Source organism: Azoarcus olearius (assembly GCF_001682385.1).
GTDB lineage: Bacteria > Pseudomonadota > Gammaproteobacteria > Burkholderiales > Rhodocyclaceae > Azoarcus > Azoarcus olearius.
The window spans coordinates 3374251-3398383 of sequence record NZ_CP016210.1 but is presented as its reverse complement, the minus strand read 5'-3'; the positions used below and the strand labels follow the sequence as shown (position 1 = coordinate 3398383).

Annotated in this window: 21 protein-coding genes; 9 read left to right on the top strand and 12 right to left on the bottom strand. The window is 70.0% G+C overall.

Going from position 1 to position 24133, the window contains the following annotated elements; all coding sequences use genetic code 11:
- Window positions 1–339: 339 nt before the first annotated feature.
- Window positions 340–1464: a porin gene (locus tag dqs_RS15545; protein WP_011766742.1), complete on the top strand. Its 1125-nt coding sequence runs from the start codon at window positions 340–342 to the stop codon at window positions 1462–1464.
- Window positions 1465–1706: 242 nt separating this feature from the next.
- Complete coding sequence (locus dqs_RS15540) at window positions 1707–2504, top strand: DUF3750 domain-containing protein (RefSeq protein WP_011766741.1); 798 nt, start codon at window positions 1707–1709, stop codon at window positions 2502–2504.
- Window positions 2505–2561: 57 nt separating this feature from the next.
- On the opposite strand, the gene dqs_RS15535 is transcribed toward dqs_RS15540, so the two are convergent.
- The 6 genes from dqs_RS15535 to glnT form a co-directional block, all read right to left on the bottom strand.
- Window positions 2562–3926: an ammonium transporter gene (locus dqs_RS15535; protein ID WP_157108200.1), complete on the bottom strand. Its 1365-nt coding sequence runs from the start codon at window positions 3924–3926 to the stop codon at window positions 2562–2564.
- Between the two features lie 17 nt (window positions 3927–3943).
- On the bottom strand, window positions 3944–4282 hold the full coding sequence (locus tag dqs_RS15530; protein WP_011766739.1) for a P-II family nitrogen regulator: 339 nt from the start codon (window positions 4280–4282) through the stop codon (window positions 3944–3946).
- Window positions 4283–4350: 68 nt separating this feature from the next.
- Complete coding sequence (locus dqs_RS15525; protein WP_011766738.1) at window positions 4351–5694, bottom strand: FMN-binding glutamate synthase family protein; 1344 nt, start codon at window positions 5692–5694, stop codon at window positions 4351–4353.
- Between the two features lies 1 nt (window position 5695).
- Entirely contained in the window at window positions 5696–6388 is a 693-nt protein-coding gene (locus dqs_RS15520; protein WP_011766737.1) for a GltB/FmdC/FwdC-like GXGXG domain-containing protein, read from the bottom strand.
- Complete coding sequence (locus tag dqs_RS15515) at window positions 6376–7284, bottom strand: class II glutamine amidotransferase domain-containing protein (protein WP_011766736.1); 909 nt, start codon at window positions 7282–7284, stop codon at window positions 6376–6378. Before dqs_RS15515 ends, dqs_RS15520 begins: the two co-directional genes overlap by 13 nt.
- Window positions 7285–7299: 15 nt before the next feature.
- The gene (glnT, locus tag dqs_RS15510; RefSeq protein WP_011766735.1) at window positions 7300–8697 is read right to left on the bottom strand and encodes a type III glutamate--ammonia ligase; all 1398 of its coding nucleotides are present in this window, start codon (window positions 8695–8697) and stop codon (window positions 7300–7302) included.
- A 164-nt stretch (window positions 8698–8861) separates the two neighbouring features.
- Here glnT and dqs_RS15505 point away from each other — a divergent pair, with 164 nt between their 5' ends.
- Window positions 8862–9464 (top strand): helix-turn-helix domain-containing protein, encoded by a 603-nt coding sequence (locus dqs_RS15505; RefSeq protein ID WP_065341047.1) that lies wholly within the window; start codon window positions 8862–8864, stop codon window positions 9462–9464.
- Window positions 9465–9661: 197 nt separating this feature from the next.
- Here the strand turns inward: dqs_RS15505 and dqs_RS15500 are convergent, their stop codons facing one another.
- Genes dqs_RS15500 through dqs_RS15480 form a run of 5 tightly spaced genes read right to left on the bottom strand, consistent with a single transcriptional unit; the run spans window position 9662 to window position 14939 of the window.
- On the bottom strand, window positions 9662–11347 hold the full coding sequence (locus dqs_RS15500) for an electron transfer flavoprotein-ubiquinone oxidoreductase (protein WP_065341046.1): 1686 nt from the start codon (window positions 11345–11347) through the stop codon (window positions 9662–9664).
- 16 nt (window positions 11348–11363) lie between these two features.
- Window positions 11364–11972 carry a HutD family protein gene (locus dqs_RS15495; protein ID WP_065341045.1) on the bottom strand — a complete coding sequence of 203 codons (609 nt, stop codon included), beginning with the start codon at window positions 11970–11972 and terminating at the stop codon, window positions 11364–11366.
- Between the two features lie 11 nt (window positions 11973–11983).
- Complete coding sequence (locus dqs_RS15490) at window positions 11984–12931, bottom strand: electron transfer flavoprotein subunit alpha/FixB family protein (RefSeq protein WP_065341044.1); 948 nt, start codon at window positions 12929–12931, stop codon at window positions 11984–11986.
- 16 nt (window positions 12932–12947) lie between these two features.
- Window positions 12948–13700, bottom strand: a complete 753-nt coding sequence (locus tag dqs_RS15485; RefSeq protein WP_011766730.1) for an electron transfer flavoprotein subunit beta/FixA family protein — start codon at window positions 13698–13700, stop codon at window positions 12948–12950.
- A 54-nt stretch (window positions 13701–13754) separates the two neighbouring features.
- Window positions 13755–14939, bottom strand: a complete 1185-nt coding sequence (locus tag dqs_RS15480; RefSeq protein WP_065341043.1) for an NAD(P)/FAD-dependent oxidoreductase — start codon at window positions 14937–14939, stop codon at window positions 13755–13757.
- A gap of 156 nt (window positions 14940–15095) precedes the next feature.
- Here dqs_RS15480 and dqs_RS15475 point away from each other — a divergent pair, with 156 nt between their 5' ends.
- From dqs_RS15475 to mepK, 5 genes are all read left to right on the top strand, one after another.
- Entirely contained in the window at window positions 15096–16172 is a 1077-nt protein-coding gene (locus tag dqs_RS15475) for a LysR family transcriptional regulator (RefSeq protein WP_148268765.1), read from the top strand.
- A complete protein-coding gene (gene hutG, locus dqs_RS15470; RefSeq protein WP_065341041.1) occupies window positions 16169–16990 on the top strand; it encodes an N-formylglutamate deformylase in 822 nt (273 codons plus the stop codon). Before dqs_RS15475 ends, hutG begins: the two co-directional genes overlap by 4 nt.
- A gap of 137 nt (window positions 16991–17127) precedes the next feature.
- Window positions 17128–18078 carry a VTT domain-containing protein gene (locus tag dqs_RS15465; RefSeq protein WP_065341040.1) on the top strand — a complete coding sequence of 317 codons (951 nt, stop codon included), beginning with the start codon at window positions 17128–17130 and terminating at the stop codon, window positions 18076–18078.
- Between the two features lie 59 nt (window positions 18079–18137).
- The gene (locus tag dqs_RS15460) at window positions 18138–19769 is read left to right on the top strand and encodes a L,D-transpeptidase family protein (protein ID WP_065341039.1); all 1632 of its coding nucleotides are present in this window, start codon (window positions 18138–18140) and stop codon (window positions 19767–19769) included.
- A 33-nt stretch (window positions 19770–19802) separates the two neighbouring features.
- On the top strand, window positions 19803–20384 hold the full coding sequence (mepK, locus tag dqs_RS15455; protein ID WP_157108199.1) for a peptidoglycan L,D-endopeptidase MepK: 582 nt from the start codon (window positions 19803–19805) through the stop codon (window positions 20382–20384).
- A gap of 7 nt (window positions 20385–20391) precedes the next feature.
- On the opposite strand, the gene dqs_RS15450 is transcribed toward mepK, so the two are convergent.
- Entirely contained in the window at window positions 20392–21522 is a 1131-nt protein-coding gene (locus dqs_RS15450; RefSeq protein WP_065341038.1) for an alpha/beta fold hydrolase, read from the bottom strand.
- A gap of 461 nt (window positions 21523–21983) precedes the next feature.
- Between dqs_RS15450 and dqs_RS15445 the strand changes: the two genes are divergently transcribed.
- Window positions 21984–24131 carry a TonB-dependent siderophore receptor gene (locus tag dqs_RS15445; RefSeq protein ID WP_065341037.1) on the top strand — a complete coding sequence of 716 codons (2148 nt, stop codon included), beginning with the start codon at window positions 21984–21986 and terminating at the stop codon, window positions 24129–24131.
- Window positions 24132–24133: the final 2 nt, after the last annotated feature.

Sequence of the window (24133 nt, the reverse complement as noted above, 5' to 3'; positions counted from 1 at the left end):
CCCTTGTTCTAAGGCTCAGGGGGCGACGCCGCCCGGGCGACACCGCCGGGTGCTGCCGGCGAAGTGCGGCGCTGTCCGTTTCATCCTGGTGCAGGTGTATAAAAACGTTACGGTCCACCCTGCGCAGATCGTGATCAAACGGGGGCTGAATCCGAATGGCATGAATTGTTAAATTTTTGTTTTATATGGGTTTGTCTTCCTGGCGTGCTGCTTGATGGCACAGGCGCGGTAGTTGCCATGCACTGCCCACCGCGCCATTCCCGCAATGGCATTGGGGGGCGCTGCCGGACTGGAGATGTCCGGCAGCAGACATCAAGTAAAAAAACCTGGAGACGATCCATGACGAAGAAAATCATCGCGATGGCGATTGCTGCCATTGCTTCCAGCGCTGCATTTGCCCAGACCAACGTCACCATCTACGGCAACATGGACATGGGTTACATGCATCGCAGCGGCGGCAGCGGCGCGGTGACCGGCGCGAACAGCAAGAAGCAGAGCGCGCTCGAAAGCGCTGCCTCGGAAAGCTACATCGGCTTCAAGGGTGCGGAAGACCTGGGCAACGGCATGAAGGCCGTGTTCGATCTGCAAATGCTGGTGGATCCGGACGTGAGCAGCACGTTCAGCACCGGCCGCTCGTATCTGGGCCTGGCGGGCGGCTTCGGTACCGTCGTGGCGGGCTACCTCGACGGTCTGCGCTACGGCATCTACGGCAAGTACAACCCGTTCGGCAACTACTCGGTCGGCAACTTCGCGTCGATGACCACGCAGTACGACCGCGCCGCCAACGCGCTGGCCTACATCTCCCCCAGCTTCAGCGGCTTCACCCTGATCCTGGCGACCTCGACCAACACCCAGACCGAAGAAGGCGCGCTCAACGGCGTGCACGTGCCGGCCAAGACCCCGGGCGGCAACAAGGGCGACGACCGCCTGTTCTCCGCCAACCTGATCTACGCCAACGGCCCGCTGAGCGTCGATCTCGACTACGAAACCACCCAGGCCGTCGGCTATTCCAGCGGCCGCCTGTTCGTGCTGACGACCGGCGCCTCCTACGACTTCGGCGTGGTCAAGGTTTCCGGTGTGTATGACGTGATCAAGGGTGACAAGAATTCGCTGATCGGCGGCAACATCGACCTCGGCGGCTTCAACCTGGGCGGCCTGGGTACCGACGAGAAGTACGATCGCCGCAACTGGTTCGTCGGCGTGCAGGTTCCGCTGAACGAGCGCGCCCGCCTGCTGGCGAGCTATGGCCAGGTCAAGGACAAGACGCTGTCGGATGCCGACGCCAGCAAGTGGGCGATCGGCGCCCGCTACGCGCTGTCGAAGCGCACCGAGCTGTATGCCGACTACGCCCAGATCCGCAACGAGTCCAACGCTGCCTTCACCATCAACCCCAAGGGCAACTCGCAGGGCCTGAGCGGTGTGGGTACGCGTGGTATCGCCGTGGGCATGAAGCACAGCTTCTAAGCCGGCATGGTTTGATCGACCCTGGCAGGGGTGGGCGGGCCGCAGCCTTCGGGTTGCGGCCCGTTTTTTCTTGCGACGGCCGGGCGTTTCGCAGCCGCCGATTGTTGGTGTTTTCCGAATAGTCTCCTTGGTCGCGCCGGGTTTATCGGATGCCCGTGCCGGTCCAGAATCTTTTTCGCGGCGCTGCGTCATAAGCCCGTCACCTCGGGCGCGCGGCGCCTCATCGCGGAGAAGATCGGAACATGGGATACGGAAAATGGCTGGGTCGGGGCGTGCTGCTGGCGCTCGTGCTGCCGTTCGGCCTCAGCCTCGCGCAGCATCCGCCGGGCGCCGACGGCGAGCCTCGCAGCTGGCGCACCGCGCCCCGGCATTCGGCGGGCATCGCGCCGGACCCCGCGGCCAACGCCGGCACCGCGATCGTGCAGGTGTATGCGGCGCAGACCTACGGCTGGCGCGGCTACTTCGCGGTGCATCCGTGGGTCATCTACAAGCGCAGCGGCGACACCGCCTTCACCCGCTATGACGTCATCGGCTGGGGCGGCAACAACGTGGTGCGGCGCAACCACGCGCTGCCCGACGGCCTGTGGTTCGGCGCCACCCCGCAGGTGCTGGCCGACCACCGCGGCGCGGGCGTGGACGCGATGATCGACCAGATCGAGGCCGCCATCGCCAGCTACCCGTGGCCCGACGAATACCGCGCCTACCCCGGCCCCAACAGCAACACCTTCGTCGCCCACATCGGCCGCGAGGTACCGGCGCTCAACCTCGACATGCCTGCCAATGCGATCGGCAAGGACTACCGGCCGCTGACCAACCCGGTGGGGCTGTCCGCTTCCGGCCACGGCGTGCAGGCCTCGCTGTTCGGCCTGCTCGGCTTCACCGCCGGCGTGGAGGAGGGGCTGGAGTTCAACGTGCTGGGGCTGGGCTTCGGCATCGACCTCAACCGCCCGGCGCTGCGCCTGCCGTCGATCGGCCGGCTGGGCATGGACAACCAGGCCGCGGTGGTGGCGGTGGCGGCGGAGCCGGCGCCGGCGCGGTAAGCGCGGCGGCCGGCGCGGTTCGCCCCCTGTGCTGCCGGGGGCGAACCGCGAGCGCGCTCAGACGTTGTAGGCGCGCTCGTTGTGCTGGCTCTGGTCCAGCCCTTCCTGCTCGTCGTCCGCGCTCACCCGCAGGCCACGGGTGACCAGCCCGGTGAGCTTCAGCAGCACCCAGGTGACGATCGCGCAGTACAGCACCGTGAAGAGCACGCTCTGGGCCTGGATCTGCACCTGGCTGGCGATCTCGATGTCCTGGAAGCCGCCCAGGCTCTTCGACGCGAAGACCCCGGTCAGCAGCGAGCCGACGATGCCGCCGATGCCGTGCAGGCCGAAGGCGTCCAGGCTGTCGTCATAGCCCAGCTTGCGCTTGAGCCAGCCGATGGCGAAGAAGCAGACGGCGCCGGTGATCAGCCCCATGTACAGCGCGCCGGACGGACCGACGAAGCCGCAGGCCGGGGTGATCGCCACCAGGCCGGCGAGGGCGCCGGAGGCCGCGCCCAGCGAGCTCGGCTTGCCCGCCTTGAGCCATTCCACCACCAGCCAGCCGACCACGCCGGCGCAGGCGGCGATCTGGGTGGTGAGCATCGCCATGCCGGCGTTCTCGTTGGCGGCGACCGCCGAGCCGACGTTGAAGCCGAACCAGCCCACCCACAGCAGCGCCGCGCCGGCCAGCGCGAAGCCGAGGTTGTGCGGCGGCATGGCGACATGCGGATAGCCGCGGCGACGGCCCAGCACCAGGGCCGCGACCAGCCCGGCGACGCCGGCGTTGATGTGCACCACGGTGCCGCCGGCGAATTCCAGGATGCCCCAGTCCCACAGCAGGCCGCCCGGGCCGCTCCACGCCATGTGCGCCAAGGGCGCGTAGCAGAAGGTGAACCACAGCGCGGTGAACAGCAGCACCGCGCTGAACTTCATGCGCTCGGCGAAGGAGCCGGCGATGATCACCGGGGTGATCAGCGCGAAGGTCATCTGGAAGGTGGCGAACACGCTCTCCGGGATGCTGGCGGTGAGGCTGGCGCGGTCGATGTTGGCGAGCATGGCCTGCTTGAAGCCGCCGATGAAGCTGTGCAGGTTGACGACGCCCGCCTCCATGCCGGTGGTGTCGGAAAAGATGCTGTAGCCATAGATGACCCACAGCATGCCGATCACGCCGGCAACGCCGAAACACTGGGTGAACACCGACAGTACGTTCTTGGCGCGCACCATGCCGCCGTAGAAGAGGGCGAGGCCGGGCACCAGCATCATCAGCACCAGCACGCTGGAGATCATCATCCAGGCGGTATCGCCGCTGTTGAGCGTGGCCGGCGCGGCCTCCTGTGCCAGTGCGGTGCCGGACAGGCCGAGCATCAGCAGCGCCGCCGTTGCGGCCGTGCCGCGTGGGTGTGGTCGGGCCGTGGCTGCGGTCGGGAATTGCACATCGTTCATGAAGAGGCTCCTTGGCATCAGAGGGCGTCGGCACCGGACTCGCCGGTGCGGATGCGGATGGTCTGGTCGACGGTGGTCACGAACATCTTGCCGTCGCCGATCTTGCCGGTATGGGCAGCGGCCTGTATGGCTTCCAGCGTCGCCTCCAGGCGCTCGTCGGCCACCACCGTTTCGAGCTTCACCTTGGGGACGAAATCGACGACGTACTCGGCGCCGCGGTACAGCTCGGCATGGCCTTTCTGTCGGCCGAAGCCCTTGATCTCGGTGACGGTGAGCCCGGTGACGCCGACGTGCGCCAGCGCCTCGCGGACCTCGTCGAGCTTGAAGGGGCGGATGATTGCGGTGATCAGTTTCATCTGGACGGTCTCGTTGGGGATGGGGGCGGCACCGGCCGCGCGCGGCAGCCGGCGCCGGAAGGGGAGGGTCAGAACGTCTTCCCCGGAATCCAGCCGGTACCCGCGAGCGGCACCTGGGCCATGGCGGCGGCCTCCAGCGTCAGCGCGGTCAGGTCCTCCGGCTCCAGGTTGTGCAGATGGGACTTGCCGCAGGCGCGGGCGATGACCTGCGCCTCCATCGTCATCACCGACAGGTAGTTGGCCAGCCGGCGCCCGGCCTGCACCGGGTCCAGGCGCGCGGCGAGCGCGGGGTCCTGGGTGGTGATGCCGGCCGGGTCGCGGCCTTCGTGCCAGTCGTCGTAGGCGCCGGCGGTGGTGCCGAGCTTGCGGTATTCCTCTTCATGACGCGGGTCGTTGTCGCCCAGCGCCACCAGCGCGGCGGTGCCGATCGCCACCGCGTCCGCGCCCAGCGCCAGCGCCTTGGCCACGTCGGCGCCGTTGCGGATGCCGCCCGAGACGATGAGCTGGACCTTGCGGTGCATGCCCAGGTCCTGCAGCGCCTGCACCGCGGGGCGGATGGCGGCGAGGATGGGGATGCCGACGTGCTCGATGAAGACTTCCTGGGTGGCGGCGGTGCCGCCCTGCATGCCGTCGAGCACCACCACGTCGGCGCCGGCCTTCACCGCCAGCGCCACGTCGTAGTAGGGGCGGGTGGCGCCCACCTTCACGTAGATCGGCTTCTCCCAGTCGGTGATCTCGCGCAGTTCGAGGATCTTGATCTCCAGATCGTCGGGGCCGGTCCAGTCCGGGTGGCGGCAGGCCGAGCGCTGGTCGATACCCTGCGGCAGGCAGCGCATCGCGGCGACGCGCGGGCTGATCTTCTGGCCCAGCAGCATGCCGCCGCCGCCCGGCTTGGCGCCCTGGCCGATCACCACCTCGATGGCGTCGGCCTTGCGCAGGTCGTCGGGGTTCATGCCGTAGCGCGAGGGCAGGTACTGGTAGATCAGCGTCTGCGACTGGCCGCGCTCTTCCGGCGTCATGCCGCCGTCGCCGGTGGTGGTGCTGGTGCCGGCGATGCTGGCGCCACGGCCCAGCGCCTCCTTGGCGTTGGCGGACAGCGCGCCGAAGCTCATGCCGGCGATGGTCACCGGAATCTTCAGGTGGATCGGCTTCTTGGCGAAGCGGGTGCCGAGCACCACGTCGGTGCCGCACTTCTCGCGATAGCCTTCGAGCGGGTAGCGGCTGATCGAGGCGCCGAGGAACAGGAGGTCGTCGAAATGGGGCAGCTTGCGCTTGGTGCCGCCGCCGCGGATGTCATAGATCCCGGTGGCCGCGGCGCGGCGGATTTCGGACAGGGTGTAGGCGTCGAAGGTGCTGGAAAACTGCGGCACGGTCTGCGGGATCTGGCCGGCAGGCGTATTCGTCGTGGTCATGTCAGTAGGCTCCTGCATTGTCGACGTGGAAGTTGTAGAGGGTGCGGGCCGAGCCGTAGAGCTTGAACGACGCCGGATCGACGTCGGCGTGGCCGGCCTGCTGCAGCAGGTCGGCGAGGATGGCGCGTTCGGCCTCGCCCATCGGCTTTTCCTCGCAGTCCGCGCCCAGGCTCTTGACCGTGCCGCGCACGAAGATGCGGGCTTCGTAGAGCGAATCGCCCAGCGCTTCGCCGGCGTCGCCGAGCACCACCAGGTTGCCGGCCTGCGCCATGAAGGCCGAGAAGCTGCCGACCGAGCCGCCGACCACCACGTTGGCGCCCTTCAGCGAGATGGCGCAGCGCAGGCCCGCGTCGCCGTCGATGAGCAGCAGGCCGCCGTGGGCGGTGGCGCCCGCGGCGTTGGAGGCGAAGCCCTTCACGTGCACCTTGCCGCTCATCATGTTCTCGGCCACGCCGGTGCCGGCGCTGCCGTTGATGGTGACGGTGGCATGCTGGTTCATGCCGGCGGCGTAGTAGCCGGCGTGGCCCTCGATGACGACGTCGAGCGGCGCGTTGAGGCCCGCGGCGATCGCATGGGCGCCATTGGGGTTGTCGATGCGCACCTGCTGGCCGGCGCGGGCCGGGGCCTGGTGGTGCAGGTAGTGGTTGACCTCACGCAGCGGCGTGGCGGCGAGGTCGAAGTTCACGCTTTCCATACGTACATTTCCTCGGGTGCGGGTTCAAAGACATGGGCGTGATTGACGCCGGGCAGGTGGGCCAGCGAGCGGAACTCGGAGGCGATGGCGACGTAGTCGTCGGTCTCGGCGACCACCGCCGGCTTGCAGGCGAAGGGGTCGCGGATCAGCGCCAGTTCGGTCGGCGTGCCCATCAGGAAGGTGTAGAAGCCGTCCAGCACCTCGAAGCCCTTCTGCAGCGCCTCCTTCAGTTCGTCGCCTTCGCGCAGGCGCCATTCCAGAAAGCGGGTGGCGGCCTCGGTATCGTTGTCGGTGTCGAAGCGGATGCCGTGCGGCGCCAGCATGCGGCGGATGCCGTTGGGATTGGACAGCGAGCCGTTATGCACCAGGCAGAAGTCCTCGCCCGCGGTGAAGGGATGGGCGCGGTCCGGGGTCACCGCGGATTCGGTGGCCATGCGGGTGTGGCCGACCAGGTGGGTGCCCTTGAAGCCGGCAAAGCCGTAGCGCGCGGCGACCTCGGCCGGGGTGCCGATGTCCTTGTAGAGATCGATGCTGCGGCCGGTGGAGAAGACCTTGAGCAGCGGCTGGTAGTCGGCGATCCAGTTGCGCACCGCGTCGGCGGCGATGGCGAAGGACACGATGGCGTGGCGGCCGCGGGCGGCGACTTCGGCGTGGGCATCGAGGTCGCGGTTGAGCGCATCGACCAGCGCCTGCCAGTCGTAGCGGTCAGCGTCCTCGAGATAGCCGGCGAACACGCTGATCTTGCGCCGGCCGGCCGGCAGCGGCGCGGTGAACACGGCCAGCCCGGCCGAGTCGGGGCCGCGCTCGGTCATCCCGATCATCATCGGGACCATGAGTTCGCCGAGCTGCTCGCGCAGCGCGGGGGTTTTGACGAGAAGTCCGACGATTCCACACATGAGCTTGCTTCCTTTTCAGTAAAACTCCAGGTACTGCTTGATTTCCCATTCCGAGACGTGGCGCTGGTATTCCACCCACTCCATGCGCTTGAGCTTGAGGAACTCCTTGGCCACCGGGCCGAGCGCGTCGCAGATCACGCTGTCCGCTTCCAGGCTGTCGAGGGCCAGGATCAGGCTCTGCGGCAGCAGGCCGATGCCCGCGTCGGCGAGCTGCTGCGGGCTCCACTCGTACAGGTTGACGTTGTGCGGATCGCCCGGATCGAGGCGGCGCTCGATGCCGTCCAGGCCGGCGGCGATCACCGCGGCGGTGGCGAGATAGGGGTTGGCGGAGCCATCGGGCAGGCGCAGCTCCAGCCGGCCCTTGGGCACGCGGATCATGCTGGAGCGGTTGTTGTCGCCATAGCTGACATAGGCCGGCGCCCAGGTGGCGCCGGTCAGCGAACGCCCCACCACCAGCCGCTTGTAGGAATTGACCGAGGGCGCGCATAGCGCGGTCAGCGCCGGTGCGTGGGCGAGCAGGCCGCCGAGGAAGTGGTAGGCGAGCTGCGACAGGTTCAGCCCGCGCGGATCGGACTTGTCCTCGAACAGGTTGCGCTGGCCGTCACCGATCGAGACGTGCATGTGCATGCCGTTGCCGGGCCGGTTGGCAAAGGGCTTGGGCATGAAGGAGCAGATGTAGCCCAGCTCGTTGGCGATCTCGCTCGCCGCCATCTTGAAGAACACGAAATGGTCGGCCGAGGTCAGGCAGTCGGCGTAGGTGAAGTTCAGCTCGAACTGGCCGTTCGCGTCCTCGTGGTCGATCTGATAGACGTCGATGCCGCTGGCGCGCATGTCGTTGGACAGGCGCTCGAGGAATTCCCGCGTGCGCGACAGGCTCTTGTAGTCGTAGCAGGGCTTGTCCAGCGTGTCGCTGGGGTCCGCCGGCAGCAGGCTGCCGTCTTCACCGCGGCGCAGCAGCGAGAACTCCGGCTCCAGGCCGGTGAACAGCGTCCACCCGCGCTCCGCCAGCCGCGCCACCTGCTTCCTCAGCGTCACCCGGCTGTCGTAGTCCCAGGCTTTTCCGTCGACATGGCCTTCGCAGACGATGCGCGCCAGCCCCGGCTGCCAGGGCACCACGCTCAGCGTGGACAGATCCCCCACCGCCATGAAGTCCGGGCCGTGCGGTTCGATGCCGACGCCCCAGATGGCGAAGCCGGCAAAGCCGGCGCCGCTGCTCACCACCGAAGGCAGGTGGGATACCGGGACGGACTTGGCCTTGGCGACACCGTGAATATCGACGAACTGGGCCAGGACGTAGCTCACGCCGCGCGCGCGCAGGTACTCCTGCGCCTGCTCCACGCTGGTGAAGCGCGGCGGCGCGACGAGGTCGCCAGGCGGCGATTGAACCAGCTGCGAGGTCAGGTCGGGTTTCACAATACAAGCTCCTCAAGGGTCTTGATGCATGGGTTGAACAAGGTCGATGGACGACGGTGCGGGGAGCGCGAAGGACGTCGCCTTGTTTCTTGTAATGCAACATGTGTGCCTGTGAGGAATCATGCTCGATATGAAAAGCGGACGCCAGCGCTTAAACTCGGGACATGGAAAACCTCACTGAAAAAAGCGCCCCCGTACTGGAAGAATCGGTCGGTGCCGTGATCCGCGAACTGCGCCTGAAAGAAGGCCTGACCATTGCGCAAGTGGCTGAATTGGCAGGGATAAGCCGCGGCATGCTGTCGAAGATCGAGACCGGCAGCACGATGGCGGGCATGGATACGCTGGCGCGCATCGCGCGTTCGCTCGGGGTGGCGATGTCGGCGCTGTTCAGCCGCTACGACGCGACCACGGCGTCGGCGCAGCACGTGAAGGGCGGGGCAGGCATGGAAGTGGTGCGCCGTGGCACCAAAAGCGGGCATACCTACCACCTGCTGGCCTATGGTCAGGGGCCGGTGAAGGCCTTCGAACCCTTCCTGATCACCATGGAAGACGACAGCCAGACCTATCCCACCTTCCAGCATCCGGGCATGGAATTCCTCTACATGCTGGAAGGCCAGCTGGAATACCGCTGCGGCCAGCAGACCTATCTGCTGGAGCCGGGCGATTCGCTGAGCTTCGACGGCGAGGTGCCGCACGGCCCGGCGAGGCTGACCCAGTGCCCGATCAAGTTCCTGTCGATCATCGTGTATCCGCGCGGCGCGGAGTGACAAAAGGTCCCCACGCTCCGCCTGCGTGCGGTCGCAAGCGGGCCGGCTTTGCACCGCCGGCCCGTTCCGCAGGCAGGGAGCAGGGCTGCGCGAAATCCCTGCTTCACCCCATAGGGGGGCTTCATGGGACGGCCCGGCAATGAAAAACGGCAGCGCGGCGGCGGTTGCCGCGGCGCTGCCGCTGGAAGGGGCGGGGCTTACAGGCCGGTGTAGTTCGGGCCGCCACCGCCTTCGGGGGCGCACCACACGATGTTCTGCGTGGGGTCCTTGATGTCGCAGGTCTTGCAGTGCACGCAGTTCTGCGCGTTGATCTGCAGGCGTTCGCGGCCGGCGTCGTCTGCCACGAATTCATACACCCCGGCGGGGCAGTAGCGCGCTTCCGGTCCGGCGTAGCGGGCCCGGTTGATCGCCAGCGGCACGTCCGCATCCTTCAGCGTCAGGTGCGCCGGCTGGTTCTCGGCATGGTTGGTGTTGGAGAGGAACACCGAGGACAGCCGGTCGAAGCTGATCCTGCCGTCGGGTTTGGGGTAGTCGATCTTCGGACAGTCCGCCGCCGCGGCGAGGAAGCTGTGATCGGGGGCCGGATTGCGCAGCGTCCATGGCGGTGTCGCGATGCCGAGCCGCGGCAGCAGCCAGTGTTCGATGCCGGCCATCAGCATGCCGACGGTGCGTCCCTTCTTGAACCATGGCTTGAAGTTGCTCGCCGCGCGCAGTTCGCGGTACAGCCAGCTGCGCTCGAAGGCTGCGGGGTAGGCGGCGAGTTCGTCGTGGCTGCGGCCGGCGGCCAGTGCTTCATGGATGGCCTCGGCCGCCAGCATGCCGCTCTTGATCGCGGCGTGGCTGCCCTTGATGCGGCTGGCATTCAGGTAGCCGGCGTCGCAGCCGACCAGCGCCCCGCCCGGAAACACCGTCTTCGGCAGGCTGGGGATGCCGCCGTTGTTGATGGCGCGCGCGCCGTAGCCCAGCCGCCGGCTGCCTTCGATGTGGCGCCGGATGGCCGGATGCTGCTTCCAGCGCTGCATCTCCTCGAACGGGCTGAGCCAGGGGTTGCGGTAATCCAGCCCGACGACGAAGCCGAGCGCGACCTGGTTGTTCTCCAGGTGGTAGAGGAAGCCGCCGCCGAAGGTGTGCGTGTCCATCGGCCAGCCGGCGGTGTGCACCACCAGGCCGGGGCGGGCGCGCTCGGCCGGGATTTCCCACAGTTCCTTGATGCCGATGCCGAAGCTCTGCGGCGCCTTGCCGTCCTGCAGCCGGAAGCGCTCCAGCAGCTGGCGCCCGAGCTGGCCGCGCGCGCCTTCGGCGAACACGGTGTAGCCGGCGTGCAGCTCCATGCCCAGCTGGAAGTCGGCGCCCGGCGCTCCGTCCCTGCCGATGCCCATGTTGCCGGTGGCCACGCCCTTGACTGCGCCATCCTCGTTGTAGAGGACTTCGGCGGCGGCGAAGCCGGGGAAGATGTCGACGCCCAGGGCTTCGGCCTGCGCGGCCAGCCAGCGCACCACCTTGCCGAGGCTGACGACGTAGTTGCCCGCGTTGTGGAAGTTGTGCGGCACCAGCGCGGCAGGCGTCCGCCACGCGCCGGTTTCCGAGAGCAGCAGCACTTCGTCGGCGGTGACCGGCTGATGCAGCGGCGCGCCGCGTTCCTTCCAGTCGGGAATCAGCTCGTCGAGCGCGCGCGGGTCCATGACGGCGCCGCTGAGGATGTGGGCGCCGGGTTCGGAGCCCTTTTCGAGAACGACGACGGAGATTTCGCCGCCGCGTTCGGCGGCCAGCTGCTTGAGGCGGATGGCGGTGGCGAGGCCGGCCGGGCCGGCACCGACGATGGCGACGTCGTAGGTGGTGGATTCGCGCGGGCCGTAGTGGTCGAGGAGGTCTTGCGGGGTCATGGCGATGTCGGTGGCGTCAGTGCCGGTGGAAGGAGACCTGGATCAGGCTGGCATCCGGCTGCAGCGCCTGCAGGCAGGCGTGCCGCACGCGCTGCGCGGAGTCGCCGTCGAGGCACAGGCCGTGGCCGGCTTGCAGGCGGTAGCCGGCCGCGGCGTCGAGGGTCAGGGCGAAGCAGCCGCGAGTGACGAACAGCACCGTGGCGACCGCGTCACCCAGATCCAGCGCGCCGTCGCCCGTGTGTGTGCCGAGCACGGCGCTGGCCCGGCTGCGGCGGGTCATCACGTTGAAGAGCCGCGCCGGTCCGCCGCCGAGGCGGGCGGCGAGCGCGGTTTCGCCGGCAAAGCGGTGCACGCAGCCGGCTGCGGCGAACACCAGCGGCGGTTGCGGCGCGCTGCCGTGCAGGGCCAGCCCGGCGCCGTCGAGCAGCAGCGCCGTGCGGTCCACCCCGGCGAACACCGAGAAGGCGCCGGGCTGCTCGATCTCGGCCACGCTCACCCGCCAGTCCCAGCCCTCGCCGTCCGCCGAGGGCGCGCACAGGATCTCGCGGGTGGCGCCGCCGCCGTTGCGCCACGGTTGCGGCGCGATGGCGGCGAGCACGAAGGGGCGCGCTGCGGCGGCAGTCATCGCCGGCCGGCTCAGGCGGCCGCGGCCGCGAGCTGCGCCTGCAGCACCGGCAGCGCTTCGAACAGATCGCCGACGATGCCGTAGTCGGCGATCTGGAAGATCGGCGCGTCCGGGTCCTTGTTGATGGCGACGATGCACTTGGCGTCCTTGATGCCGGCCAGGTGCTGGATGGCGCCGGAGATGCCCAGCGCCAGATACAGGTCGGGCGCGACCACCTTGCCGGTCTGGCCGATCTGTACCGCGTTGGGGGCGAAGCCGGCATCGACCGCCGCGCGCGACGCGCCCACCGCGGCGCCCAGATGGTCGGCCAGCGCTTCGACCTTCGCCATGTTCTCCGCCGAGCCCACGCCGCGCCCGCCCGCCACCACGATGCGCGCGCGGCTCAGGTCGGGGCGGGTGCTGGCGCCGCCCTCGCTGCCGAGGATGCGGGTGCGGGCATCCGCCTCGACGGCGGCGACTGCTTCGATCGGGGCTGCTGCCGATGCGGCCGCGGCGGCGGGAAAGGCGCTGGCGCGCACGGTGAGGAAGGTGGCGGCGGCGAGCGGCCGGACCCGCGTCACCACCGCGCCGGCATAGGCCGGGCGTTCGAGCGCGTCGGCGGCGGTGCGCACCACGTCGCTCAGGTAGGCGGCGCCGGCCAGCGCCGCCGCGCGCGGCAGCGCGGCGCGGGCCTGCAGGTTGTGCGCGGCCACCACCCAGGCATAGCCGGCGGCCACCGCGGTGATCTGGCGCGCCAGGGTTTCGGCATTGGGCGCGCCCAGCGCCGGGGAATCGGCCACCCGCACGCTGGCGACGCCGACCAGCGCCGCGGCCTGGGCGGCGACGGCCGCGGTGTCGTGGCCGACGACGAGGATGTCGATGCGGCCGTTGGCGGCCAGGGGCCGGGCTGCGGTGACCGCGCAGGCGGTGGCGGGGTCGAGCTGCTGGCCGTCGTGGGCGGCGATGATGAGGGCGTTCATGGCGGGGCTCCGGGGATCAGGATTGCAGGGCGGGCAGGGCGCGCAGGCGTTCGATCAGCGCGGCCAGGCTGTCCAGCTTGATGCCGGGCGCGCGCGCGGCGGGTTCGGCGACCTGGAGCTGGCGCACGGTGGCCGGGGCGGCGTCGCCCAGTTCGGCCGCGGCCAGGGTGGTGATCGGCGCTTTCTTGGCGCGCATCATCGCCGGCAGGGTGATGTTGCGCGGGTCGCACAGGCGCAGATCGACGCCGAGCACGGCCGGCAGATCCACCGCAAGTTGCTGGCTGCCGGCGTCGGCATCGCACCACAACTGCAGCTCCCCGGCTGCCGCCTGCAGGCGGTTGACCGAGACCGCCTGCGGCCAGTCGAGCAGCGCCGCCAGCATCGGCGCGGTGGCGCCGAGGTCGTCGTCGATGTCCTGCTTGCCGCACAGCACCAGGTCGGCGCCGTCACGGGCGATCAACGCGCGCAGCAGACGGGCGGTGGCCTGCGGCTCCAGCGCGTCGCCGGTCTCGATCAGCACCGCGGCGTCGGCGCCCATCGCCAGCGCGGCGCGCAGCACGTCCTGGCTGGTGGCGCTGCCGCAGGCAACCGCGGTGACCTTGCTGGCGACGCCCTGTTCCTTCAGCCGCACCGCCTGTTCCACGGCGACTTCGTCGAAGGGGTTGATGGACATCTTGACCCCGGCCGTTTCCACGCCGGAGCCGTCGCTTTTGACGCGCACCTTGACGTTGTGGTCGATCACCCGTTTGACGGGAACGAGAATGTGCATGGCATGCCTCGGTAGATTTGGGGATGGAGTCGGGAAGGCGCGGCGGGGCGGCGCTCAGGACACCGCGCCGAGGCCGTACTTGCCGGTCAGCAGCTGGCCGGCGCGGAAGCGTTCGAGCGCGTAGGGGGCGATGTCCACCGCCGTGGGCAGGCCGAGCGCGCACTGCGCCAGCACCAGCCCGACGGCGGGGGAGAGCTTGAAGCCGTGGCCGGAGAAGCCGTAGCCGACGACCAGCCCGTCGATGTCCGGCAGGCGCCCCAGCACCGGGTTCCAGTCCGGGGTTACGTCATAGACGCCGGTCCAGGCCGAGGCCACGCCGGCCTCGCCGAAGCTCGGGAAACGCTCGGCGACCTGCTCGCCCACTTCCAGCATGTAGTCCATGCTGATGTCGCCCTGCTCGTTGTCCGGCGCCGGCAGCGCCTCGCCGACGATGCCTTCGCTGACCAGCATCTGCTTGCCGCCGTAGCTGCGGCAATACAGCATCCCGGACGAGCCGAGGTCCTTGTACACCGGCATCTGGAAGGTGTAGGCGGACGGCCCTTCGAGCGCGAGCACGCTGTGGCGCTCGGCCACCACCGGGCTGGCGATGCCGGTCCAGCGTTCGATGTCGCGCGCCCAGATGTTCTGGGTGCTGATCACGGTGTCGGCGAGGAAGCGGCCCACCGAGGTATCGACGCCGGTGACCTTGCCGTCTTCGACCAGCAGCTTTTCCACCTCGACGCCTTCCCTGATCTTCACCCCCAGGCGGCGGGCGGCGCGGGCGAAGCCGGTGGCAACCAGGTAGGCATCGGCAAAGCCGGCTTCGGGTTCGAAGCCGATCAGCGCGGCGTCGTCGAAGCGCGATATCGGCAGCAGGCTGCTGGCTTCCGCCTGGTCGAGGAAGCGCACCTCGATGCCCTGCGCCTGCTGCGCCTTCAGCGCCGCGTCCAGCGCCGCCAGCCGCGGGCCTTCGGGCGCGGCGATCAGGTAGCCGCACTTCACCAGTCCCGAGGCCGCATCCTCGTCCCCGAGGTAGTTGGCGAAATCGTTGAACACCGCCCAAGACGCCTGCGCCAGCCGCACGTTCTCGATCACCGAGTAGTGCGTGCGCAGGATGCCGCTCGACTGCGAGGTGGTGCCGGCGCCGATCTGGGTGCGGTCGAGCACCAGCACGCGGGTGCAGCCCAGGCGGGCGAGGTGGTAGGCCACCGAGGTGCCGATGACACCGGCACCGATGACGATTGCGTCAAATCTTTCCATGTCGACTCCAGGCGGTAAGGGGGTGCGAAAACATGGACGCCACTGTAGTCAGCGTGCTGGAGCCGTCACGCTGCTTAAGCAAATCTTATGGACAGTATTATTTTTCGTGGCCCTGCGGATAATGGCGGCGACCTCCACGAACATGCGCCGCACACCATGCCCAGACCTTCCACCTCCCGGTCCGCCGTCCAGGACCCCGCCCCCCAGGCCCAGCCCGATCGCCGCGTGCTGCCGGACCTGCACGCGCTCGATACCTTCATGACGGTGTGCGAGTCGGGCTCGATGTCGCTCGCGGCGCAGCGCCTGGGGGTGAGCCAGAGCGCGGTCAGCCAGCTGGTCAAGGCGCTGGAGCAGACCTACGGCGTGCAGCTGCTCGACCGCGACGTGCGCCCGGCGCGGCCCACGCGCGCCGGCAACATCCTGCTGGAGATGGCCGAGGGCCTGCTGAGCGATGCGCGCAGCATCGCCGAGCGCCTGCGCCAGAGCGTGCGCCAGGACCACGCGCAGATCCGCCTCGGCTGCGTGGATTCCTTCGCCGCCACGGTGGGGCCGTCGCTGATCCGCGCGCTGTCCGGCTCGGCCCGCGAGCTGCAGCTGTGGTCCGGCCTGACCCCCGGGCTGAATGCGCAACTGCTGGCGCGCGACCTCGACCTGGCGGTGTGCACCGAAATCCCCGCCGATCCGCGGCTGATGCAGCACCTGCTGTTTGCCGAAGCCTGGGTGGCGGTGTTTCCGCGCAACGTGGAGTGCCCGCCGCTCGACGAAGCGCGCGACCTCAAGCGCCGGCTGCCGCCGCTGCCGCTGATCCGCTATACCCAGCGCTCGGTCATCGGCCAGCAGATCGAACGCTTCCTGCGCCACCTGGGGCTGGAGCTGCCGCGGCGCTTCGCCTTCGACGCCACCGACCCGCTGCTCAGCGTGGTGGCGGCGGGCCTGGGCTGGGCGATCAGCACGCCGCTGTGCCTGTGGCAGTCGCGCGCCTGGCTGGACCAGGTGCAGGTCGTGCCGCTGCCGCCGTCCAGGCTGGGCCAGCGCGAATTCCACCTGCTGTGCCGCGATGCGCAGTGGGCGCCGACCGCCGCCGAGATCGCCCGCCTGACCCGTACCGCCCTGCTGCAGGACGTCGCGCCGGCGCTGCGCCGCGTGATGCCGGCGCTGGCGACCGGAGCCGACCCCGGCCCGGCCCCTTTTCACATTCCCGACCACCTCCCCGACCCGAGTCTGCCGCCATGACCCCACCCGTCTTCGAGCTTCACCAAGGCACGCAGCCGCTGCTGCTCTCCATCCCCCATCTGGGCACCCACCTGCCCGCCGAGATCACGCCGGCGCTCGCCGAGGAGGCTTTCGTCCTCCGCGACACCGACTGGCATCTCGACCGCCTCTACGGCTTTGCCATCGAGCAGGGCTACTCGGTGCTGCGCGCCCGCGTCTCGCGCTACGCCATCGACCTGAACCGCCCGCCGGGCGGCGAAAGCCTCTACCCCGGCCAAGCCACCACCGGCCTGTGCCCCACCGAAACCTTCAAGGGCGTGCCGCTGCACAAACCCGGCCAGGCGCCTGACGACGACGAGATCGCCCGCCGCCGGCAGCGCTACTGGCAGCCCTACCACGACGCCCTGCGCGGCGAACTGGATCGCCTGCAGGCGGAGCACGGCCAGGTGCTGCTGTGGGAGGCGCACTCGATCGCCAGCCTGCTGCCGCGCCTGTTCGACGGCCGCTTGCCGGGCCTCAACTTCGGCACCAACAGCGGCGCATCGTGCGCCGATGCGGTGTTGCAGGCCGCGCTGCGGCCGCTGGCATCGCTGCCAGGCGCTGCGGTGCCCACGCACGTGGTCAATGGCCGTTTCAAGGGCGGCTACATCACCCGCCACTACGGCGAGCCGGCCCGCGGCGTGCACGCCATCCAGCTGGAGATGGCGCAATCCCTGTACATGGACGAGGAGGCGCCGTTCTCCTACCGGCCGGAGCGGGCGGCGCGGATCCAGCCGCTGCTGCAGGCGATGCTGGCCGGCGCCGTGCAGCAGCTGCGCCAGCCCGCCGCCGCAGCCTGAGCCCGTTGCCGCGACTTCCCGCGGGCGCCCGCCGGCGATCAGCAGGGCGGTCGGCAGGGCGATCGGCCGAGGGAAGCAACGGCCGGGGCGCGGTGGCGGCGCTATAGTGTCCGCACCGCCGCCCTTGCCCGTTTTCCATGGACATCGACCTCGACCAGCTTCGCCAGACCCTGCAGCGTGATGCCGTGTGGGTGGTGTTCGCCAACGTGCTGATGCAGCAGCTCGGCCTGCCGCTGCCGGTGGTGCCGACCCTGCTGGTGGCCGGCAGCCTGGCCGCGGGCGGCGGGCAGGGCGCGGCGCTGCTGCTGGCCGCGGTGCTGGCGTCGGTGATTGCCGACTGGGGCTGGTATCTCGCCGGGCGCGGCTTTGGCTACCGGGTGCTGTCCGGCCTGTGCCGGCTGTCGATCAACCCCGGCTCCTGCGTGTCGCAGACCGAGGCCCGCTTCGTGCGCTGGGGGCCGTGGTCGCTGGTCGTCGCCAAGTTCGTGCCGGGGTTTTCCACCGTGGCGCCGCCGATCGCCGGCGCGCTGCGGATGCCGCCTGCGCGCTTCGTGCTCGCGGCGGCGGCGGGCGCCGCACTGTGGGCGGGTTCGGCGCTGCTCACCGGCTGGCTGCTGCGGGCGCAGCTGCAGGGTGCGCTCGCCGCCATCTCGCGCCACGGCGCCACGCTGGTGCTCGCGCTGGCGGCAGTGTTCGGGCTGTGGCTGGGCTGGAAGCTGTGGCGGCGCCACCGTTTCCGCCAGAGTGCCGCGATCCGCCACATCGACGCCGCGGCACTGCTGGCCGCGCTGGAAGGCGAGGCGCCGCCGCTGCTGCTCGACCTGCGCGGCCCGGCGATGCTGGCGGCGACCGGCGTTGCCCCGCGCGCGCTGGCCGCGGATCTGGATGGCCTGGCGGCGGCGGTGGCGCACTGGCCGCGGACCGCCCCGGTGGTGACGATGTGCGCCTGCCCCGAAGACGCCACCGCGGTGAAGGCGGCGCATCTGCTGGTGGAGATGGGCTACCCGGGCGCGCTGCCGCTGCGGGGCGGCTACGACGCATGGCTGGCGGTGCAGGCGCAATCCGCACCGCAGCCGGCCCACGCCTGAAGGCCCGCAGCGCCGCGGCGGCACGGAACTGTTCGGCGCCCCCGCGGACTAGTCCTGGTATGAAAGCTCCCGCCTTGTCCGTGCGCGCCCCCCGCGCGCTTCGCCGCGTGTTCGCCGCCTGGCTGTGCGGCGTTGCGCTGCTCGCCAGCGCGCAGGCGCAGACTGCCGCCGCGCCGGAGGAGGGCGTGGCGCCGTCGTGGTTCGCGCACGGCCGGCCCGTGCCCGCCGCGCGGCAGGCGGTGGACATCCTCGCCGCCGCCGCGGCCGAAGGGCTGGACCCCGCGGACTACGACGCCGGGGCGCTGCGCGCGCAACTGGACGCGCTGGGGCGGGGCACTGCGCCGGAAACCCAGGCCGCGTTCGACGCCGCGCTCAGCGCCGCGATGGCGCGCTATCTGGGTGATGTGCACCGCGGCCGCATCGACCCGCGCAGCGTCCATGCGGCGTACGCCGGCCCGGCGCCGGAGGCCTTCGACGCCGACGCCTACCTGCGCGCCGCGCTGGCGGAGGACCGGGTGGAAGAGGCCGCGCGCGCGGCGGTGCCGCCCTTGCCGCTGTATGGCGCGCTGCGCACGGCGCTGGCGCACTACCGGACGCTGGCCGCGGGGGCGGACGCGCAGGCGGCGTGGTCGCTGCCGCTGCCCTTGCCGCCGCGGCGCAAGCTCGAACCCGGCCAGCCCTATGCCGGCCTCGCCTTGCTGGCGCGCCGGCTGACGCTGCTCGGCGATCTCGTTGCCGACGTGCCGCTGCCGCCGCGCTACGAAGGCGCGCTGGTCGATGCGGTCAAGCGCTTCCAGCTGCGCCACGGCCTGGCGGCGGACGGCGTGGTCGGGCGCGGCACGCTGGCCGAGCTGGAGGTGGCGCCGGCGGCGCGCGTGCGCCAGATCGAGCTGACCATGGAGCGCCTGCGGTGGACGCCGCTGCTGCAAGCGCCACGCATGATCGTGGTGAACGTGCCGGAGTTCATGCTGCGCGCCTACGAGGTGCGCGACGGCCGCATCGAGGTCGCGGCGCGCATGAAGGTCATCGTCGGCAAGGCGCTCGATACCCGCACGCCGCTGTTCGCCGAGGACATGCGCTTCATCGAGTTCAGCCCCTACTGGAACGTGCCGCCGTCGATCGCGCGCGCCGAGCTGGTGCCGCGCCTGCGCCGCGAACCCGGCTACTGGAACGCGCAGGGCTTCGAGTTCGTGGCCGGCGACGGCACCGCCAACCCGACGCTGAGCACCGCCGGGCTGGACGCCGTGCTGCGCGGCGCGCTGCGCATCCGCCAGCGCCCTGGGCCGCACAACGCGCTCGGCGACATCAAGTTCGTGTTCCCCAACAACGACAACATCTACCTGCACCACACGCCGACGCCGCAGCTCTTCGCGCGCGACCGGCGCGACTTCAGCCACGGCTGCATCCGCGTGGAGGCGCCGGTGGAACTCGCGCGCTTCGTGCTGCGCGACCAACCCGAATGGGACGAGGCGCGCATCCGCGAGGCGATGAGCGCGGGCAGCTCGAAGACCATCCGGGTGGCGACGCCGCTGCCGGTGCTGATCGCCTACGGCACGGCAATGGTCGACGCGGAAGGCCACGCCCATTTCTTCCGCGACATCTATGGCCACGACCAGTTGCTGCACGACACCCTGTTGCGGCGCAGTCGTGGAAATTCCCCTGTTGCGGTCGAAGGCGGGCGGGCACAATAGCGCCTGCTTTTCCTACCCCGGCAGCACAACATCTTGAATTCCTTCGCTTCTTCCCGCCGCAGCATGCTGCGCGCCGGGGCCCGGCTTGCCCTTGCGGCGGTCGCGCTGCCGCTGGCCCGGCCTGCCGCCGCCGAGGCGCCGGACGCCGCCGCGCCCGATGCGCTCGCGCGCCGCCTCGCCTTCGACCACACCCACACCGGCGAGCAGCTCGCGCTCACCTACGCGGTCGGTCCGCGCTACCTGCCGGCGGCGCTCGGCGATCTCAACCACTTCCTGCGCGACCACTACTCCGGCGAGGTCGGCAACATGGACCCGCAGCTGTTCGACCTGCTGCACACGCTGCGTCACACGCTGGGCTGCAGCGCGCCGTTCCAGGTGATCTCCGCCTACCGCTGCCCCGCCACCAACGACCGCCTGCGCACCAGCCGCGACGGCGGCGTCGCGCGCCGCAGCCTGCACATGGACGGCAAGGCGATGGACGTCCGCATCGAGGGCGTGGCGCTCGCCGACCTGCGCGACGCGGCGCTGTCGCTCCAACTGGGCGGGGTCGGCTATTACCCGCGCGAACAGTTCGTGCACGTGGATACCGGCCGCGTGCGCAGCTGGGCCGGCTGAGGTTTCGCTACAGGCGCAGCCCGGCGCATAGCGGCCCCGCAATGCCGGCCGCAAGCGGCAGGTTGTGGCCGGCGGCGAGCCGCGTCCAGGGCGCGCGGTAGCGGCGCGCGGTGGCGCGCATCCACGGCACCGGCATCACCCGGTCGCGGTCGCCGCTGATCAGGCTGACCGGCGTGGCGATGCGCTCCGCGCTCACGGCTTCCGCATCGCCCAGCACGCGCTCCACCACCTCGCGCGTACGCTGGCCCGCCAACCCGGCGAGCAGGCTGGCGAGGTCCTGATCGCGCGGTACCTCGGGCGGCACCGGCGCCAGCAGCACCGCGGCCGGACGGTCCGCCCGCGCCAGTTCGCGCTGCACCAGGTAGCCGCCCATCGAATGCCCCACCAGCCGTGTAGCCGCGGGCAGGTCGGCGAGCACGCTCGCCAGGTCTTCCGCATAGCGGGCGAGCGACGGCGCCGCCGCGGCGCTGGCGCCATGACCGCTCAGCGACAGCGCGTGCGCGCGGTAGCCGCGGGCCGCGATCTCCGCCATCAGCCCGCGCCACTGCCAGCCATCGCCGCCGGCGCCGTGCACCAGCAGCACGTCGCCGCGCGCGGGTTGGCGGGGCAGGTGCTTGAAGATCTCCAGCCGCCCGTCGGGACCGCCACGATGGATCTCGGTGCGCACGCTGTGATCGCGCGGCAGCACCTCGACACAGGCGCGCGCCTCGTCGCCGTCGTAATCGACGCGGCCGCCAAAGCGGCGCATCAGCCGCGCCATGGCCAGGTTGCGGCGCATGTAGTGCACGTACATGCGCGTCAGGCGGTAGCGCCGCGCGCGCGCCAGCGCCCGCTGCACCAGCCGGCTGCCCAGCTGGTGGCCGCGGTAGCCTTCGCTCACCGACAGGCCGAGTTCGCCCACCGGATAGCCGTCTTCGGGATGGACCGCGAGGTGGGCGAGGCCGATCAGGCGGCCGCCGTCCCATACGCCTTCCACCACGTCGCGGTTGAAGTTGAGCCCTCGGGCATAGCCCACCAGGGTTGCGTCGGCGGCGCGCGCGCCGAAGCGCAGCGCGCGGTCTTCGTCGCCGAGCAACAGCAGGTGCAGGACGATCGCGGCTTCGTCGTCCGGCGTCAGCGAGGCGTAGCGGTAGCTCATCGGAGCGATTCCTCAGGAGAATATAGTTCCAATCTAAAGTAGTTGCTGCGACGCAGCAAAAGAACATTCCTCATCTCCGCCTGAAAAAATCTCATCGACCGCCGGCGCCGGCAGGTTTACAGCCGCCCCGATTTCTCGTGATAATAAGAACGGTTCTTGTTATCGCGGGCTCGCGCCGGGAACCGACACCAGCCAGCCAGGCGCCCCCCGCGGGCCGCCAGCCAGCCAGCGACTTCTTGCTGAGCAGGTGCCCAGATGCCTTCCAGAATGTCCCCGTTCGTCACCGCGCCTATCGCCGCGGTGCGCGCTGCTTCCACTTCCGGCCTGACCGTCAGTTCCTGTTGCCGCCCGCGCGGGCGGGTCTGAACCGCGTTGCTTCGCCCCGGCCAATCGCCGGGCGCTGACGTGGCTTGACCGCCGGCGCGGGCTTTGTGCTGTTGCACCCCAACCGACGAACAGGCATGAACACATTCGACCTTCCATTGCCCGCGCGGCAGGCGGCGCCGTACGCGCGCGGCCGCCTGACGGCGCTCATCCTGGCCGCGCTGGCACCCGGCCTGGCCCACGCCCAGCAGACCACCCCGACCCTCCCGGCGGTGACCGTCACCGAAGGCACGCCCGGCGAGACCGCGACCGGCCCGGTGCAGGGCTATGTCGCGCGCCGTAGCGCCACCGCCACCAAGACCGACACCGCGCTGGCCGATACGCCGCAGTCGGTCTCGGTGATCACCGCCGAACGCATGCGCGACCAGGGCGCGCAGACCGTGCAGGACGCGCTGCGCTACACCGCCGGCATGCGCGGCGAAACCTACGGGCTGGATAGCCGCGGCGACTGGTCCACGGTGCGCGGCAGCGACCCGGTGGTGTTCCTCGACGGCATGCAGCAGACCTTCGGCTACTACGCCAGCGCGCGCCCCGATCCGTTCTCGCTCGAACGCATCGAGGTGCTGAAGGGGCCGGCCTCGGTGCTGTACGGCCAGGGCACGGTGGGCGGCATCGTCAATCTGGTCAGCAAGCGCCCGCAGGAAGAGCAGCAGGGCGAGCTGCAGTTGCAGTACGGCAGCTTCGACCGCAAGCAGCTTGCGGTGGATGTCACCGGCCCGCTCAACGAGGACCGCACGCTGCTCTACCGCGTGGTGGCGATCGGCCGCGACAGCGACACCCAGGTGAAGAAGGTGGAGGACGACCGCTACGTGCTCGCGCCCTCGCTGACCTGGCGGCCGGATTCCACGCTGGAATGGACGGTGCTCGCCAACGTCCAGAAAGACGAGACCGGCTCCACCACGCAGTTCCTGCCGCACGCCGGCACCGTGCTGCCGGCGCCCGGCGGGCTGGGGCGGATTCCGGTGGATGTGTTCATGAGCGAGCCCGGCTTCGACGAGTACAACACCGAGCAGAAGTCGCTCACCTCGCTGTTCACCTACCGCCCGAACGACACCTGGACCTTCCGCCAGAACCTGCGCTATTCGGAAAGCGAGGTCAGCTACCAGACCATCTACCCGGCCTTTCCGCCGGTGCTGCAGCCCGATGGCGACATCGACCGGGTGTACTGGGTGGCCAAGCCCGAGCTGAAGTACTGGACGGTGGATAACCAGCTGCAGGCCAACTTGCAGCACGGGCGCCTGCGCCAGACCGTGCTTGCCGGGCTGGACTACCAGTACGCGCTGACCAAGCGGCGCTGGGCTTACGGTGCGGCCGGCACGCTCAATCTCTACAACCCGGTGTATGGCAACTTCACGCCGCCGGGGGCAGGGGATTTCTACGACGACCCCGACAACACCGTGCGCCAGACCGGCGTCTATGTGCAGGACCAGCTCACGTGGGACGAGCGCTGGATCGCGGTGATCGGCCTGCGCCACGACCGCGCGGTCAATGAAACCGAAGGCGGCGAAACGCAGAAGGACAGCGCCGTCACCAAGCGGCTGGCGCTGATGTACAAGGCGGACGGCGGCTTTTCGCCCTACGTCAGCTACACCGAATCCTTCAAGCCGGAGATCGGGCTGGACGGCTACGGCAAGGCCTTCAAGCCGCTGCGCGGCAAGCAGTACGAGCTGGGGGTGAAGTACGAACCGGCCGGCGGCGCGGGCCTCGTCAGCGCGGCGGTCTACGACCTGCGCGAGCAGAACCGCAAGTCGCCCGACCCGATCAATCCGCTCAACCAGCTGCAAAGCGGCGAAACCCGCGTGCGCGGGCTGGAGCTGGAGGCGCAGCTGCGCATCACGCGCGACTGGGACCTGATCGGCACCTATTCCTACACCGACTCCGAAGTGCTGGAAGGGACAAACGAAGGCAAGCGCCTGCCCAGCGTGCCCGAGCAGATGGCCTCGCTGTGGTCGCAGCACCGCTTCTCGATTGCCGGCTTCAGCGGCTTTCGCGCCGGCTTCGGCATCCGCTACATCGGCGACAGCCGGGACGGCACCGACAGCCTGACCACGCCCGGCTACACCCTGTACGACGCGATGCTCGGTTACGACGTCGGGCGCTGGAGCCTTGCCCTCAACGTGAACAACATCGGGGACAAGACCTACTACACCACCTGCCTCTCGCGCGGCGACTGCTTCGTCGGCACCCGTCGCACCGTGCTCGCCACCGCCAGTTACAGGTTCTGATC